We start from the raw sequence: 17,991 nt of genomic DNA, 5'->3' as shown, positions 1-17,991 counted from the left end.
AATCAAACAAAACATTCAACTATCAGCTATGAGCTATGAACTATCAGTTATTAACTTATTATCACAGTAAGGAAGAATTAATATCCAAGAAAAATGAAAAGTTATGAATAAAAAGGCGATAAGCTAACCCAAGTAAGTTATACCTCCAAAAGCTGAATGCTGAATGCTAATAGCTGAATGCTTACATTAAGATTACCACTTTAATAAGTTAAATTCTTCCATATCAACAGTGTCGCGGTTACGATAAATTGCTAAAATTATAGCTAAACCCACAGCAGCTTCAGCAGCAGCAACCGTAATTACAAAGACAGTAAAAACCTGACCTTTAATATTTTGAGCATCTAGGAAATTAGAAAAACCCATCAAATTCAAATTTACAGCATTGAGAAGTAACTCAATAGACATCAGCACCCTAACTGCATTACGACTGGTAACTAAACCATAAATTCCTATACAAAAAAGTGCTGCTGCCAATAACAGAAAATATTCTAGTTGCAATTGCATAAACTTATTAAACCTTTTAAATTACTGAATTAAGTAGTCAAGCAAAATTAATTGTACATTTGATTCTCAAGTGAAGTAGGTAGGCTAAATTATTTTTTTTAGCTTTACCTATCAAGCATACAAGTAGATTTTTCGTTCCCAGTCTTCCCTACTTAGAAATGTTAAATTAATTTGGCAAAGGTAATTAATTTTAACCTTTTTGAGCAGAACTTTCGCTAGAACTTGAAACTAATTCACGAGGACGTTCTGGCAAACTTAAAACAGGTGTTTGAGGCATATCAGTCGGTACTTCATCAGGCAAAATATCTCGACGAGCCAAAATAATAGCACCCACCATTGCCATTAACAAAAATACAGAAGCAAGTTCAAAAGGAAGTAAAAAATCAGTAAAAAAGTGCTTGCCAATTAACACAATTGAACTTTCTTCAGCAACAGTTCCACTAACAGGAATTGACCAAGAAGTAGATAATACCATTGTACTCAATAAAGCAAACAAGCCAATACAAACTAAACCTGTAGCTGCCTTTCTCAACCAAGCATTAGGCAAAACTTTAAAATCTTCTCTTTTATTTACAAGCATAATCGCAAATAAAATCAAGACATTAACAGCTCCAACATAAATCAAAACTTGAGCAGTAGCCACAAAATCAGCATTTAACAAAAGGTATAAACCAGAAATGCTCAGAAATACTCCACCCAAAAGAAAAGCTGAGTAGACAATATTAGAAAATAAAACTACTCCCAAAGCTGCCCCAATCATCATTACGGCTAAAATAATGAATGAAACAAATTGAACCCCTTGTGCTAAATCCACTTTTTATTCCTTTAAATATGTCTGAATTTTGAATGATATTTTGTTCATTGGTAGTTATTAGTTGTTGGAGGCTAAAAATCACATTAACCATTTAACAACTAATAACTAAATAAGTAATACAACAGATTCCGTACTAATGAGGCACAACTTAACAATCGGGAATATTTTTTGTCTATTCCCTATTCCCTATTCCCTATTCCCTATTCCCTGTTCCCTGTTCCCTGTTCCCTAAAAGGATAAATATAAGTACCTCATAACAGCGGGAAGTGCTGTAACTATTTTTCTGTTGTCTCTGCTGGTGGCTTTTCAGCTTCTATTTGTTCGAGAATTTCTTCAGGGCGGAGACCAGCACGACGGGAAGTATGAGGAACTGTATGAGGGTCAATAACTCCTTTCGGCAAGTAAGCTAGCTCTCGCATCGGAGTAACCATTGGGTCATTTGTCACCTTGTATGGTAATCTACCCAGAGCAACGTTATCGTAATTCAACTCATGGCGATCATAAGCAGCTAGCTCATATTCTTCTGTCATGGATAGACAGTTAGTAGGGCAATATTCTACACAATTTCCACAGAATATACAAACACCAAAATCAATACTGTAATGCTTGAGCTTTTTCTTTTTACTTTCTTTGTTAAATTCCCAATCTACTACAGGTAGATTAATCGGACAAACCCTTACACAAACTTCACAGGCAATACACTTGTCAAATTCAAAGTGAATTCTACCTCTAAATCTTTCAGAAGGAATCAACTTTTCGTATGGGTATTGTACAGTAATGGGGCGACGGCGCATATGGTCAAAAGTTACAGATAGACCTTGACCAATATATTTGGCAGCTTGAAGAGTTTCTTTAGCGTAATCGCTTACTTGGTTGAGGAATTTGAACATAGGTTTTTGCTTGATAAAACTAAAACTTATAGTGACAATTTGAGCTTTATTTCCTGTAAGATCTAAATTTTGTTAGTTAACATCCCATCGATATTAAATTTTTGACAAAAACTATACCTTGCTTTTTAGCTCAGTATATTGTCAATTTATTAACTGCATCACAGAGGATGTTAGCAACTTTACTTAGAAATATAGTTAGCCAAAGTATATTTGAGATTTTAGATACAGTTTAATCAAAAAATCTCAAATTAGCTATTGATTTATCCGCCAAAAGCAAATGGGAAAGCTAACTTTAAGGCAGCAGTTAATAACAAGTTAACCAAAGCCACTGGCAACAAGAACTTCCAACCTAGGTCTAATAATTGGTCAATTCTCACCCTGGGTAATGTCCAACGTAACAAAACTGCTACAAATACAAGTAGATAAGCTTTGATTAAGGTCATAATAATACCCAAAGTGGCGTTAGTTATTTGTAACCAAGGAGTCGTATCACTCACTCCAAACAAATTAGATAAAAGTTCTACTGGAATTGGAGACTCCCAACCACCCAGATATAAAATCGCCACAAATAGGGAAGATAAAACCAAATTGACATAAGAAGCTAAATAATATAAAGCAAATTTCATGCCAGTATATTCAGTCTGATATCCAGCCACCAATTCTTCCTCTGCTTCTGGAAGGTCAAAAGGAAGACGTTCACATTCTGCCAATACTGCTATCCAGAAAATTATGAACCCTAATGGTTGTCTCCAAATATTCCATCCCAGGATGCCATAACTTGATTGTTGTTCAACTATATCAATTGTACTGAGACTATTGGACATCATAACTACTGCCAATACAGCCAAGGCCAAAGGAATTTCATAACTGATAGATTGTGCTGCCGCTCGTAAACCTCCAAGTAGAGAATATTTGTTATTAGAAGCATACCCAGACATTAGTAGTCCAATAGGTTGAATACTAGAAAGGGCAATCCACAAAAATATTGCTACTCCAAGGTCTGTAATTACTAAATTTTGTCCAAAGGGCACCACTAGGTAGGACAGAAATACGGGGATGGCTACAATTACAGGTCCTAATGTGAATAGTAAGGGATCTGCTTTGGCCGGAACAACGTCCTCTTTGAAAACTAGCTTCAGACCATCAGCGAGGGGTGCGAGAGTCCCTAAAGGGCCAATAAATTCAGGGCCGATTCTTTGTTGCGCTGCCGCAGAGATTTTTCGCTCTAGCCACACTGTTACTAGAACGCCGACAGTAGCACCAACGATCATTAATAACATAGGGAATGGTAGCCATAGAGTTCTAGCTATTTCTGAGGATAAGCCCAAATCTACGAGGGCTTGAATAAATGTTCTTTGTAGATCGATTCCTGAATTCATTTAGAGTAGGATTAAATAAGTATTATTACTTTGCTTGTTGATTGTATCAGAAAGATAGGGTTCTGGGATAAGTTAAACCTGATATTTTTATAGGGCGGAGATAGCTCGGCTCCCACAGTGAAAATAGATAACATTGAAATTACCTATTTTGACAATTTTAGTTAATAGATAGGTGCCAAAATTAATGAGTTATGCAATACACAATATATAGCATTCTTTAGTATGGTAAAGTACATTAATTTCAGTCAATCCAAAACTGATAAATTATATTTATTGATAATTATAAATTGAATTAGATAGAAGCTGTCCTAAACTTTTGGCTTTGCTTGTTGCTATTTCTATAATTTTAGTATCTTTATAACAAGTTTGTACCGCAAAAAAAGCCAATACCATCAAAACTTTATTTTCTGCAATTACAGGCACAGAAAAGCCGCTTTTAACTCCAAAAGCTTTCGCAATTTCATTGCGTAAAAAATATCTCTCAGATTCAATAGTGACGTCTATAATCCATTCTGGTTGTTTTGATAACCAAACTCGTCCTGGTAAACCTTCACCTCTAGATAATATAAAATCTTGACTACACATCCAAAATTGTTCTAAATCCTTTACGCCAAGGCGGGGATTAATATAATAGCTGGAACTAAGTTGTAGTAGATTTTTATCTTCATCTGGTATCCAAGCTTCACCATAGGGAAAGTGAGTTGATACACAAATTTTTTCTAGACTTATAGTAACATTTTCATTTATCAACATAGGTCTGATTTATCAAGTTATGTTAGTTATTACTAATCACTATCGAAACACTATAATGTATCTACATTGTGAATTTTATTTACATTCACAGAATGAATTGCATCAGCTATTCTATCTCACAAACTCAGACAAACAATACCTATGTTTCAACTGCTATATCAATATAGTGTTTTGAGATATAGCATAGGATAATTTTCATTAATTGATAATGGATAATGGATAATGACCTCTGGTTAAAACTGTAACGGAATTTAATATAAGGAAATCTCCTATTAAGAGAGGCAATAAAGCCGGATTGATTAATTATCAATTATCCATTATCCATTGGTAATGATATTCAGTATTTATCTAATCTACAAATATAGTTTTTGATATAGAAATTTAGGAGAAAAGTATTACAGATTAACCAACACCAATACTTAAATTTTCCTCTTGCTTTCTAGGGCGTTGAGTGCTTAACAAACCAATATTACTAGTCAATATAAAGCTTGTAAAACTAGCGATCGCAATAATTGGAATTATAGATGTATCAGATAAAACACTCAAAATTATCGAACTGCTAATAGGAGTTTTGGTAACCGATACATTAATGGCAGCCATGCAACACAACATGGCAATAGTTGGATGTACCGCTGGAATCAAAAAACTGATGGCCAACCCTAAGCTAGCTCCTGTAAAAAATAGGGGAAAGATAAAACCCCCTCGAAATCCACCATGAATCGTAAAACTAATAGCCATCATTTTAGCCAGACAAATTCCCAGTAACGTCACAACCGTAAGTGTAGTAGCTGGCTCAATTAATTGAGTTTCAATTTGCTGCTCGCTAAAGAATAGAGTTTGGGGATATAAAACTGCCAACCAACCAATCCCCAATCCGCCCAAAATTGCTCTCCAAATATGCCTATCTTCAATAGGTTGAATCGCCAACTTTGTGAGCCGAAAAATCCCAATAAACAAAATTCCAGCTAAACCACCAACTATTCCTAAGACTAAAGCTTCCAGAAGGTTTAGCCAACTCAAAGCAGGAATAGTATCAAAGTAGTCAAAATGATAGATACCTCCGATTTCTAACCCAGTACCAAACCGAAACACGCCAAAACTAAAAATCCCTGCAACAACTGCCGGAATAATCGCTTCATAATACTGAATACCACGACGATGGGGAATCTCCAGGGCAAATAATGGGCCTCCAACAGGATCGCCAAAGAATGCTGCTAATGCTGCACCCATACCACAAAACGTCATAATTCGTGTTTCCTTGAGACTCAAATTCAGTTTATCTGCAATCCAACTTCCTAAACTGCCATTGATTTGTACTAGAGGTGCTTCAGGTCCCAAACTTCCACCAGCAGTAATTGATACTAAGGAAGTAGCAATCATCCCTGGTGTTTGACTTGGGTCCAAACGACCAGGATCGTGAATTTTATCAATCACCTTGGCCATTTCTCCAGGTTGACCAAAGAAATAGAGACACAAACCAACACCAAATCCCCCAATTGTTGCCACTATCCAGGTATAATTCCATGCTGGTAACCAATCTGGAAAAATTCCTGTGAAGTAATGCTTCCCTGTTTCCCATACCAAATCTAAAAACTGTTCTAAAACAAAGTAGTAAGCTATAGCAACCAATCCTCCCATAATGCCAACAGCACTGGTATAAAGCAGAACTTTGGAATACAACAATTCTTGAGTCTGACTGGTTAATTTTGGTTCGTTGTCTTTGACATTTTGATTATCCATACTGGGGAAAAGCCGTGGAATTTTCTTCTCAATCAAAATCTGTCGACTAAGGAATCCCGCTAATATGATCGAGTTTATTATAAAGATAGAAACAAAAATATTCATAGGTTACAAAAATCGATTTGTAGCCACATCTTTGATATTTTCCCGAAGTTGCTCTGGAGATATTGTTTATCCTGAACAATCTATCTATGCTACGCACTTATGAGTTTTTTCCTTCTGTCATGCTTGTTTCTTCCAGAGAAGCTAAACTTTTCATTTCCTGTACCGTTTCATGTAGAGGAAAGCCGAAAAAACAATTTCTCAATTCCAAATTCAGTGCGTCGTCAAACAATAATAATTTAACTTTATAGCGCTACGCATTGAGGTTAGGACATTTCTAAATCCTAAAACCCTTTATCAGTCTACTATTCCCTATTCCCTAGCGCTACGCGCTATATGACTTCTGAATTCAGAAGTCATAATTCAAAATTCAAAATTCAAAATTCTAAAATACTTAACGTTCTTGGATCGGGGTATAATAAACGTTATGGTCTCCTGTATAAATTTGTGTCGGACGAAAAATCCGATTAGCTGCTAATTGCTCTTTCCAATGAGCTAACCAACCAGCTACACGAGCAATAGCAAATATTGGTGTAAATAGATCGCTAGATATTCCTAATTTTCGATAAACAAGACCAGAGTAAAAGTCCACATTTGGGTAAATACCTTTATGGCCTAGTTTTTCATCTACAACCTTTTCCATCTCCAAAGCGATTTCATAATATTTGTCGTAGCCAAACTTGTCAAATAACTTTACTGCTAGTTCCTGAAGGATAATTGCTCTTGGGTCTTTCACTTTATAGACTCGGTGACCAAAACCCATAATTTTGGCCTTAGTCTCCAAACATTTTTCTAGATATGGTCTAACATTTTCTACCGAATCAATTTCAGACAACATAGTAATCACATCTTCATTTGCTCCTCCATGTAGTGGCCCAGCCAGAGTTCCCACTGCTGAAGCTATAACTCCGTAGGGATCGGTCAAGGTAGAAGAAGTTACCATTGCGGAGAATGTAGAAGCATTAATAGTATGTTCAGCATGAAGAGTCAGACAAACATCAAATACATAAGCTGCGAGTGGATCTGGTTCCCGTTCATTTAGCATATATAAGAAGTTGGCTGCATAGTCCAAATCATCTCTTGGCTGTACAGGATCGTTACCATTACGCATTAACTCAAAGGCAGCTACCATTGTGGGGATTTTGGCCAGTAGCCTGACTACTGCTGTCCTAATATATTCTGGGTTATCAAGAGCACGACGAGAATAAAATAAGCCCAGAGCTGCTGCTGAAGTCTGTAGAGCATCCATAGGATGTCCAGTTTCCGGGAAACATTTCATCATGTCCCGAATTCTATATTTTATTCTTCTGTGATAGCGAATGTCATGCTCAAAGATTTCCAATTCTTCTTTGCTAGGAAGATAGCCCCAAATCAACAAATATGCTGTTTCGAGAAAAGAACTCTTTTTTGCCAATTCTTCAATATTAATGCCTCGGTATTCCAATATGCCTTTTTGTCCATCGACGTAGCTGACACTTGATTGGGTAGCGGGAACACCTTCTAAACCAGGCTTAAATTCGATGCAGACGACGGACATGACGATCACCTTTACTTAGATATGAATATACTCAAGCTACATTATCAAGTAGTTTAGTTGTGTTGTTGTTTTAACAATAAAATATTAATAATTTTGGTTAATCCAGTATAAATCTTGGCGGTGTCAACCAAAACATTTGACTATTGCCTACTGGTGAACCAACTGACCGTAAGGAAACGCCTATTACGCCAGCTTTTTTAAGTATTAATACTTGCCTAGCTTCTCCCCATATCAGAATTTCTGCCCAGTTTGCCAAGTCTGGTTGATGGCCGACCAGAGCTAATTCCCTATTTTCTTTAGGTTGCCATGTTTCTAGCCATTGTAGCCAGAGATTAATATCTCCACCAGGGGCTAAAGGAGAAAATTCTTCTACTTTGGAACTTAATTTATTAGCTTGAAAAATTTTAGCTGTTTGATTTGCTCTAACTAAGGGACTGGTGAGAATTAGGTTGAAATGAAGACCTAGTTGTTTGAATTTTTGAGCAATTTTGTGAGTTTTGCGATCGCCTATTTCTGTCAAAGGACGTTCTGCATCTGTGGCATAGTTTTGTGCATCAGCGGCTATACCGTGACGGATCAAATAAACATTTGTACTTATAATCATTATTATACCCAGCTTTGGTTTTACTATCACTTTACTGGATAAAAGTCAAATTTTACAAGTACAAAGACTGAATAGAGGGGGTTATTTGAATGAAACCCCTGATAATAAGTAGTTAGACAAAATTAATTAAATTACACGCTCATTAAATTTTCCACCCCGATCCAGCGAAGATACTAATATATCTAAGTTTGTCAATAATTCTGTCCGATTACTTACGATACCAATAGCAATTAGTAACACATCGATCAAAACCTAACTTAGACTTAGAAATAGTATGTGCTGTCGATCGTCATTAATTACAGATGGTTATTTTCGATACAAAAAAACCCTGCACTCAGATGGGCAGGGTTTTCACAGACCAATCACATATTTTTGCCATTCTTTGTTGTTACCACTTTTAACGTGTTTAGTCAATTCAAAGTAAAGGCCACTATGGGGTTTTCGAGGCGGATAACGCAAAGCCATATTAGCCTCTCTTGGAGTGCGACTTCCTTTGCGGACATTACAGCGAACACAAGCCGTCACAAGGTTTTCCCATGTATCACCACCACCACGCGATCGCGGTACTACATGATCTAAGGTCAAATTATCACCCTTATAATCACAGTATTGACAAGAATGACCATCTCGGTGCATAATATTTCGGCGCGTCAAAGGAATGTCTTTGTAAGGAACTCGGACATAGTACCGCAGTCGGATGACTGTAGGTAGGGGAATATCAGGGAGGATATATACCCCGTTGTGTTCAATCTGCTCCGCTTTACCTTTGAGCAACAAGACGATCGCTCGTCGCCAACTCGTGATATTGAGCGGTTCGTAAGAAGCGTTCAACACTAAAACATTGGCCATTGATATTTCTGAAAAGAGAATATTTTCTCAGATATTAGCACAATTGACATTTTTAGGGACAAAAGTTTAGAGTTAAGCAGTTTTTCACCAAATTTATTAGGTGTAAAAATATCTTTTTTTATTTTTTTAAAAATAATCTTTTTGATTTCCTATATACAACCTGATTTTGTAAATTTGGGGAGTAGATTGTTTAATAAATAAAAAATTTAACTTATTGAGGAGTGAGTGAAAATGTTGAGCTGGGAAAATACCTCTTTTAAAACTCTCGCAACAGAAAGTTTAAATCAGGGAGCAATAGAAAGTGATGTTTATGGGGGTATTTGTCAAAGAGCATGGGTAGAAATTAACGATCAAGCATTGACCTATAATATTGAACAGCTTAAGAGTCTTTTATCAGGTAAAACTCAATTAATGGGAGTGGTAAAGGCAGATGCTTATGGACATGGAGCGTGTAAGGTATCTCAAACTATTTTAGAAGCTGGTGCAGATTGGTTAGCAGTGGCAACAGTGCCAGAAGGAATAGAATTAAGGTTAGCTGGAATTGAAGCGCCAATTTTAATTTTAGGCGCAACAGATAGACCCGAACAAATTCAAGCGATCGCTCATTGGCAACTACAACCAACTATTTGTACGCCTCAACAAGCTTTAGTTTTCTCAGAAACTCTTTCCTACTATACTGAAGCAATGCCAGTACATCTCAAGTTGGATACGGGAATGTCTCGTTTGGGAACATCTTGGCAACAGGCAGTAGAATTTGTACAATTTGTGCAGGGGTTACCAAATTTAAAAATTGCTAGTATTTATTCCCATTTAGCTACAGCAGATTGCCCAGACCAGACAGTGATGAGACAACAACATGAAAGATTTGAGGAAGCAATAAATTTGTGTGGTATTAGAGAAAAAGGTTTTTCTGGTGATGTACGACTTCATTTAGCTAACTCGGCAGCAACTTTAACTGATTCTACTTTGCACTACGATATGGTGCGGGTGGGTTTAGCTATTTATGGTCTGTATCCAGCACCTCATCTACAGCAGAAAATTGACTTAAAACCAGCGATGCAGGTTAAAGCTAGAGTGACACAAGTCAAAACTATTGAAGCAGGTACTGGTGTTAGTTATGGTTATCAGTTTATTGCTCCAAAGCAGATGCGTTTGGCAGTGGTGGGTATTGGTTATGCTGACGGTGTACCTCGTAACCTTTCTAATAAGATGAAAGTCATTGTGCGCGATCAATTGATACCGCAAGTGGGAGCTATTACGATGGATCAGTTGATGTTAGATGTGAGTGCTATTCCCGATCTAGAAACAGGTGAAGTGGTAACTTTATTAGGAGAGGTTGGTAAACATCAAATTTCTGCTGAAGACTGGGCAAATACTTTAGGAACTATTTCTTGGGAAATTCTTTGTGGTTTTAAGCATAGGTTACCCCGTGTAGAAGTGTAGAAATATTAGGGTAAGCATTCAGCCAGCCTCCTGGGTCGGAACTACGTTAACAGCGTTAACAGCTATTGATGAGAGGAGGAGAGAAAAGCAATTGAGAAATTGAGGGAGAATTAAAAGTATTAGTTTGTAGTTGGGCTTTAGCCCAGATAGATATTTAGCGCGCTAAAGCCTAACTACTAACCTATATATGAAATAGGTTAATGTTTGCTACCGGTATATTGATAGGGAGATGGTTCATTAATGGATAATGGATAATGAATAATGGCTTTGTTGTATGAAAGCATATAGCTACCGCACAAGCTTAAGCATCTGTACTTCAGACTTCTACACAACTATTGTCCAATAGATAAATAGAACATCAATACTTTGATATAAAAAGGCTGAAACTTTTGCCTGTAGAGGTTTTGAGGCTATTAACTATTGTCCAACAGATGAATAAAACATCAATCTATAGAAAGAGAGTGATATAGCTGCCACTAGGTTCACCTTTCATGTCGGGGACAACCGAAAAGCGGAACGGATGTTTTATCGATACTTTCATGCAACAAAGCCATGAATAATGGATAATTACCTCTCCCTAAAACAGATTAGATTGACACGGGGCGTGAAAATTTTTTCTTGTTTCTCCTTTAAAGCAGAGGCTTTAAACCTTAATTATTCGGTAAATTCATAAGTAGCATAATTTTTTCTATTTCATATAATTATAAGTATTCAAGTGAACATGATATTACATATTAATTAAGAGAGATAGGCATTAAAAAAATGTAGAGATGTTTGATTAAATATCTCCAATAAATAAGCGATCGTTTATTTTAGATATCTTGGAAAAAAACTGATTCCCAACCTGAAATTTTAATTTGTTCTAATGTTCTTATAACATCAATTTCCTCTATTGCTTTTCTGCCATATATACATATAATAACTTCCCTGACAGTTTGATTTTCGTCAGATAAACTTTTGACTATTTGTGATAACATAATTTTCCAAGATTCTTGAGCAGATAAAACACCTGCTCCAGTCCCAAATAAAGGAAAAGCAATAGTTTGAAAACTGCAATTATTAGCTATTATCATACAAGTATTAACCAACTCTTGAATTACTTTTTTATATGGAGGGCTTAATAATCCATAAAATACTTTTTGATCTTGGATTTTACCAGCATTTGTCATAATTATTTCTCTCAAAGCTGAACCACGCAAAGCAGTATTTTTCATCATATATCTCCTTGATTTAATCATTTGTTGCCAAATTTCTTCTCCACCTACTTGCCTAATTCGGTCACAGACTAGACCACCTATACTACTAACAATTACATCTACTTTTAAATCAGTAATATCACCTTGATAAATTTTTACTACCTTGTCATGTACTAAAAATTCACCCAAAAATCCTTCTCCATCAGATTGATAAATTTTTACTAATTTGTCGGACTGACACACATCTAATTTCATTGCTATTGCAGGAATGATATCCCACCAAATAGTTTCTTCACTGGAAATCTTATATTTTCCTAAATAAAAACTGAACCATAACCAATTCAATATTCCTCCAGGAATATGACCATTTGGGGCATTTATATCGAAATTCAATTCCTCATAAGTTAAAAGTTGATCTCCTATTTTCCAACCTAATTTTTGACCACAGTTATAATAACTGTAATGGTCATGAATTTGATAGCTATTATCTTTAGTTGCACCGCAACTTTTCCAAATTTCTTTCTGAACGCTAAAGCCAAATTTACCATTACTATATTTAACCCACAGATTATCTATTTTCAGTAGATCGTGGCAGGGAAAATTAAGAATATCTTGCGCTCTTAACCAACCTTTTGATTCTCTACCAGCTATTTTGAGCATAATAGCAGTAGTTTCTAAATCTGCTTCTCGCCATTCTCCTGCTGCTAATAAATCCCGTAACCGAATATAGTTAATTTCATAATTAGAATTAAGACTAAAACTAACAGGAATTTCTGTAGGTTGCTTAACTATTTCTTGAGAAACAACATCACTTAAATCAACATTTTCAACCACACTATTTTGATTCTGAGATACTTCCAATTTTTCCAACTCTTCGGGATGAGTAACAAAATAATGCTGCAACCATTCATAACCACGCACCAAAAGTTCATCCAAACTTTCAACTCGCCACAAATAAACTATACTATCCTTCCCACCCGCAACCAAATATTGACCATCTTGACTAAAACTAATACTGGTTAATTCCGTTTCTGGAGTCTTCCATTCCGCCAGTTTCCGCCCAGAAAAATCCCACAATATAACAGTATAGTTACTTCCTACAGTTGCTACCCGTTGCCAATCTAAACTAAAACATACATCTACCAATTTTTCCTGATGAGCGCTCCATTCTCTCAAAAACTCCCCAGATACATTCCAAACTTTGATTCTATCTCTACCCGCAGAAGCAACTTGGTTTCCATCAGCACTAAAACTGACACTTCTAACTTTATCTCGATGCCCATCCCAGTTTGCTAACAGTTGCCCAGACAAATTCCAGATACAGACTTTTCCATCCCACCCACCTGTAACAATGCGTTCCCCATCTTGACTAAAACTAACACTAGCAACAATTCTACGGTTACTGCGTTTCAATATTGCTAATTGCTCTCCTTCCAAGTTGCGTAATATTGCCGTGCCATTAGCTCCCACTGCTACAAGAGATTTACTATCAGGACTAAATTTTATATCTAATATTAGGTCTTGCTTGGGATGACATTGACTGACAAGTTGCCCATCTTCCTTCCAAATTGAAATATTATTACGCCCTGCTGTAGCTAGGTATTTGCCATCAGGACTGAAATTAATGCTGGTAAGTCTACCTCGACTACTTTCCCACTGAGTCAATATTTGACCAGATATATTCCAAATTTTGACACTACCATCTTCTCCTCCAGTCGCTATTTTTCTAGTCAAACTGAAACCAACGCTCCAAACTGTACCTTGTTGAGTTTTCCATTGAGTCGGTTGTTTTGGAAATAAATTCCAGATGCGAACTGTACCGTCAGCACCCACTGTGGCAATTTGTTTTTCGTCTGGAGTAAAACTGATAGCTGTAACTGAGTTCCGGTCAGCATTAAACTCAGTTAAAAGTTTTCCTGATAAATCCCAAATTTTGGTTGTACCATCTGCTGCTGCTGTGGCAATATGTCGATCGCTCGGACTAAAACAAATGTTTGTAATTTCTGCTTGGTGGGTTTCCCAGTCAAGTAAGCGTCGTTGTGGAAAATTCCAGAGTCGGAGAATTCCATTTTTACCAATACAAAGGAGATATTCTCCACCCCAACTCATGTTTACATTTGTTAGGGTAAACTCGTCGCTCGGATCTGCTTTCAATTCTAATGGTTGTCGTTTTAATCCTTTCCACAGTCTGACTATATTTTCTCTGACTGCAACTGCAATACACTCACCATCATCGGTAAAACTTACAGTTGTCATCCAACTTGAATGAATATTTCGTTGCTTGAGGGATGATGTTCCGGAACGCGAACGGGTTTGCCGTGAAATATTCCATAGTTGTACTCCTTTTTCTGCTACGGTTGCTAAATATTCGCCATCATGACTAAATCTGATTTGGTAAATTGCTCCCTGATTACTTTTAAACTGATTTATTTGTTTTCCTTGGAAATTCCAAAGTTTAATAGTGCCGTCTTTTCCTGCTGTTGCCAAAAGGTATCTGTTGGGGTTGAATTTGACGCACAAAACTTCTTTTTCGTGACCTTTTAGTTTGATGGATTGAGGTTGTAATAAATGTTGTAATAAAATTGTGCCGTCTCTTTCTGCGATAGCTAAGTATTCTTTGTTTGAGCTAAAGCTGATGTCTTTAACTCCGATGTAATTGCTAATAAATTTATTCTGTTGACGAATATTACCAATGATTTTTTGTAGTGTCGATATTGGATTTATAGTCGGATATTCTTGTAAATATAAATCATCTTGAACGATTTGTTTTAACTTTTTTCCTGCTTGTATTGCTAAAATCAATCCTTCTATTTGATTAAATTCAAACTCTAATAAAGCCTCATTTGTAATTTTTTCAATCTCTTGAATATCTGTCTCAGAATATATCAATTTTTCTGCTGCTGATTCTGATAATAAACCGGCTTCTCGCAATTTATTTTCTACCCAATCAAGATTAAATACTTCTGCATAGATTTTGTTGTAAATTTTTAACCTTCCTTTGTGTTTTACTATTACTCCCGTCAACCGTAATTCCCTGTGCAACTCTTGACTATCGGCTTTAATTTTTTCCTGCTGTAATATCCGCCGATATAATAATAGTAATTCCCCAGAAGATTGATTACTATAAATGAGGCGATCGCGTATAGTTCTCAAATGTTCTGGTTCGTCTTTTGCTTCCCAATTTTCAATAATTTGTGACCTGACAATTTCTCCTATTAACTCAGCCTCATTTTCTCTGGAAATATTAAATTGAACCTCTCTACAGTAAGATAAAATTATTTGACAAACTTTTTGAGTTAAAAATGGTTGCCCCCCACTCCAATTTAAAATTTCTCTCAATACCGCCATGCCATCATTAAAAATACCCGAAAAACCCGCAACTAAAGGTGTAGCCTCCTGCAATTTAAAACCTTCTAGTTCGATAGCTTGACCAATATTAAAAGGTGTACTAATATTTCGATTTTTTATCAAATCTGATGGTGTAGCTACTCCCAATAAAGCAAAAGATAAACGTTGATATTCAGAATTATCAGCCCGTTTATTATAACAAGAACGAATCAAAGCAAAAAAGTCATCAACATTAAAACTCAAACTGAGGATACTATCAATTTCATCAATAAAAATTACAATATTTTCCGTTATTTCTCTCAGTAATACTTGTTCAATAAAAGCATTTAAACGTTGTAAAGCAGAAAGAAAAGAGCGATCGCCCCACCAACTTAAAATATCAAAACTATCCAATAAATCAAAACTACTGGCCAAACTATAAACTATTCCCGCATACCACTGTTCCGAGGTAATATCCTGACTACCAATGGCCGTCAAATCTATCGCTGCACAAACTACCCCAGATGCTTGTAAACGTCGCATTGTCTGAACTCGCAGACTAGACTTGCCCATTTGGCGCGAGTTGAGGACATAACAAAACTCCCCATCCATTAGGCCATTAAAAAGTTCATCATCTGCCTGTCGTTTGACGTAAGTCGGAGCATCCACAGGTAGACTACCGCCGACTTGGTAGGAGTAGGTTGAATTTGCTTCTGGGTTCATTATGGTCAGAGGCCAATTTAGAAATTTATTTCCAAAATACATTATCTATTTTGGCAGACATCAACAGCGATCGCTCCTATAGAACCAAGGGGAAGAGGGGGGAGAGGAGGAAGAGGGGGAAGCTTACAAAGGTAGTAGACCGACACAGCTAATTTAGTGCAAAATTGTAGGGTGCGTTAGACGGCTTAAGTTCAGACTATGAAAGGGATTAAGTAATCCGTCGTAACGCACCATTTAAGGTGTGTCAGTCCAGTAGGTTTTTTAGCTTTGATATCAATGGGAAATATGGGGAAAGGTAGAAATTAAGAGCCATAAATTAATTCTTTCTTCCTACTCCTTACAAATAGGTAATTCAAGAATTAATAATTAAATAATTCGCGCCTTGAAGCCTCCCCTTGGATAGGGGAAAAAGCGGTCGTTTGCGTTAGCGCAGCTCCTCTGCAAGAGGCAGCAGTCCGTTAGGATGGGATGCCGAGGTCTCCTCGGCATATCCAATCGACCAAGAGAGCGGTCGTTTGCGGAGCAGTCCGTTAGGATGGGATGGCGAGGTCTCCCGCTCTTGCAGAGCCGCTCCGCTAACGCCATATCCAATCGACCAAGAGAAAAGAAAATATTCCTTATATTCAATTCCGTAACGGTTAAAACCCGAGGTAATTATCAATTATCCATTATCCATTAATGAATCCCTATTTCCTATTCCCTACTCCCTCTTTTCTGGAGATACCAAATGGCTCCTATAAACCTCAAAATTATTGCTTTTTTAATTTTATTATTTCTTTTAAGAATAGTAATGTTATTGTGATATTTTTTTACTGAAAAATACTATTGAATTATTCCAACAAAATCTGCAATAACTCTCTCTAAATCTGCCACAACTCTTGTAAATCTATCAAAATCTATTTTGTCAGGAGTATCCTCTGGTTGATGATAATAAGGATAGCGAAGAAAAGCAGTATCTGTTATCATTAAAGCTGGATAATTTTGCTGCCAAAATGCCCAGTGGTCTGATAAATCTACTCCAGTAAATAATCCTGGAAGTGCAGCACCTTCTGAAGGAAATTTAGTATGACGACGAAAAGAAGCAATAACATCACATACTAATTTTCTATTTGCCATATTACTCACAAAAGTAATGTAATTTCCCGTAGAAGGATAAAAATGATCGAGACCTGGAGGAAACTTTTGACTGCCTAATTCATCAGAATAATAACCAATAGTTTCTAAACTGAACATTGCGACAATATTTTCTTGGTTTTGCCGACAATTTTTAGCATAAACAAAACTACCCATATTAGGAGTCATAAAAAAAGGTGGTTCTTCATTCACAAATTCTACAAAACGCAAAGTTCTAGATGTTTTTTTCCCAGCAAATGCCTTAGCTAATTCTAATACTGCTGCCGTTCCTGTACCATTATCATTAGCTCCTGGGCAATTAAAAACTGAGTCATAATGACCACCCACTACTACAATTTGTTCTGGTTGATAGGAGCCTTGAATTTCTACTTCTAAGTTTTCAAATGTTTGAGTATCTACTTGATAGCTTTGTCGTCTAACTTGATAATCATATTTACTAAATTCACTAGCAATAAAATCAGTAGTATTTATTAGTTTAGAATAATTTGAATAATTACGTTCGCCAATTTCAACTGCTAATTTGTGTAAATCCTGTTGTAGTGAATATTTGAGATAAATTTCTGCTTCTGTTAGTTGTGGTAAAAGACCACGATAACTTTCTCCAGGCATTTTTAGCATAGAATTATTCTCTGTTAAATAATTTATTCAAGATCGATAAAATTGAGTCAGACAAAATACAAAAGTTTGGCTAAATATCTTTGGTAGTTAGGAGTCAGGAGTCAGTAGTTTGCAAACCTTGATAGACAATTATTAAAAGTATTCTTATGAATAGACCTCTCCGGAAAACAGGGAACAGGGAACAGGGAACAGGGAGAATTCATTAATGGATAATGGATAATGGATAATGGATAATTACCTCTCCCTAAAAGGAAGAGGATTGACCAATAAGGAAAAAATTCATTTCTCTTGGTCGATTGGATATGGCGTTAACGAAGTGGCTGTGCAAGAGCGGGAGACCTCGCCATCCCATCCTAACGGACTGCTCCGCAAACGACC

At 36.4% G+C, this 17,991-nt stretch carries 12 protein-coding genes; 1 reads left to right on the top strand and 11 read right to left on the bottom strand.

Going from position 1 to position 17,991, the window contains the following annotated elements:
* Positions 1 to 192: 192 nt before the first annotated feature.
* From nuoK to ACP6PM_RS13015, 9 genes are all read right to left on the bottom strand, one after another.
* Entirely contained in the window at positions 193 to 498 is a 306-nt protein-coding gene (gene nuoK, locus ACP6PM_RS13055; RefSeq protein ID WP_426585432.1) for an NADH-quinone oxidoreductase subunit NuoK, read from the bottom strand.
* Positions 499 to 694: 196 nt separating this feature from the next.
* Positions 695 to 1,318 (bottom strand): NADH-quinone oxidoreductase subunit J, encoded by a 624-nt coding sequence (locus ACP6PM_RS13050; RefSeq protein WP_426585225.1) that lies wholly within the window; start codon positions 1,316 to 1,318, stop codon positions 695 to 697.
* Between the two features lie 275 nt (positions 1,319 to 1,593).
* The gene (gene ndhI / locus ACP6PM_RS13045) at positions 1,594 to 2,208 is read right to left on the bottom strand and encodes an NAD(P)H-quinone oxidoreductase subunit I (RefSeq protein WP_426585223.1); all 615 of its coding nucleotides are present in this window, start codon (positions 2,206 to 2,208) and stop codon (positions 1,594 to 1,596) included.
* A 260-nt stretch (positions 2,209 to 2,468) separates the two neighbouring features.
* Complete coding sequence (gene nuoH, locus ACP6PM_RS13040; protein ID WP_293101194.1) at positions 2,469 to 3,587, bottom strand: NADH-quinone oxidoreductase subunit NuoH; 1,119 nt, start codon at positions 3,585 to 3,587, stop codon at positions 2,469 to 2,471.
* A gap of 270 nt (positions 3,588 to 3,857) precedes the next feature.
* Entirely contained in the window at positions 3,858 to 4,340 is a 483-nt protein-coding gene (locus tag ACP6PM_RS13035) for a GAF domain-containing protein (protein WP_426585220.1), read from the bottom strand.
* Positions 4,341 to 4,742: 402 nt separating this feature from the next.
* Positions 4,743 to 6,116 carry a chloride channel protein gene (locus ACP6PM_RS13030; protein WP_426585218.1) on the bottom strand — a complete coding sequence of 458 codons (1,374 nt, stop codon included), beginning with the start codon at positions 6,114 to 6,116 and terminating at the stop codon, positions 4,743 to 4,745.
* Positions 6,117 to 6,576: 460 nt separating this feature from the next.
* Positions 6,577 to 7,719 carry a citrate synthase gene (locus ACP6PM_RS13025; RefSeq protein ID WP_426585217.1) on the bottom strand — a complete coding sequence of 381 codons (1,143 nt, stop codon included), beginning with the start codon at positions 7,717 to 7,719 and terminating at the stop codon, positions 6,577 to 6,579.
* A gap of 97 nt (positions 7,720 to 7,816) precedes the next feature.
* On the bottom strand, positions 7,817 to 8,323 hold the full coding sequence (gene sixA, locus ACP6PM_RS13020; protein WP_426585216.1) for a phosphohistidine phosphatase SixA: 507 nt from the start codon (positions 8,321 to 8,323) through the stop codon (positions 7,817 to 7,819).
* 351 nt (positions 8,324 to 8,674) lie between these two features.
* On the bottom strand, positions 8,675 to 9,172 hold the full coding sequence (locus ACP6PM_RS13015; protein ID WP_426585214.1) for an HNH endonuclease: 498 nt from the start codon (positions 9,170 to 9,172) through the stop codon (positions 8,675 to 8,677).
* Positions 9,173 to 9,403: 231 nt separating this feature from the next.
* On the opposite strand from ACP6PM_RS13015, the gene alr reads away from it, so the two are divergent.
* Complete coding sequence (gene alr / locus ACP6PM_RS13010; protein ID WP_426585212.1) at positions 9,404 to 10,615, top strand: alanine racemase; 1,212 nt, start codon at positions 9,404 to 9,406, stop codon at positions 10,613 to 10,615.
* 812 nt (positions 10,616 to 11,427) lie between these two features.
* Here alr and ACP6PM_RS13005 read toward each other — a convergent pair.
* Both ACP6PM_RS13005 and ACP6PM_RS13000 read right to left on the bottom strand, forming a co-directional pair.
* On the bottom strand, positions 11,428 to 15,903 hold the full coding sequence (locus ACP6PM_RS13005; protein WP_426585210.1) for a GUN4 domain-containing protein: 4,476 nt from the start codon (positions 15,901 to 15,903) through the stop codon (positions 11,428 to 11,430).
* A gap of 780 nt (positions 15,904 to 16,683) precedes the next feature.
* Positions 16,684 to 17,613 carry a M28 family peptidase gene (locus tag ACP6PM_RS13000; protein WP_426585208.1) on the bottom strand — a complete coding sequence of 310 codons (930 nt, stop codon included), beginning with the start codon at positions 17,611 to 17,613 and terminating at the stop codon, positions 16,684 to 16,686.
* Between the last annotated feature and the right edge of the window lie 378 nt (positions 17,614 to 17,991).

The organism is Dapis brunnea BLCC-M229 (assembly GCF_050015995.1).
In the GTDB taxonomy this organism is placed as follows: Bacteria; Cyanobacteriota; Cyanobacteriia; order Cyanobacteriales; family Microcoleaceae; genus Trichodesmium.
This window is presented reverse-complemented; position numbering and strand designations above follow the sequence as displayed.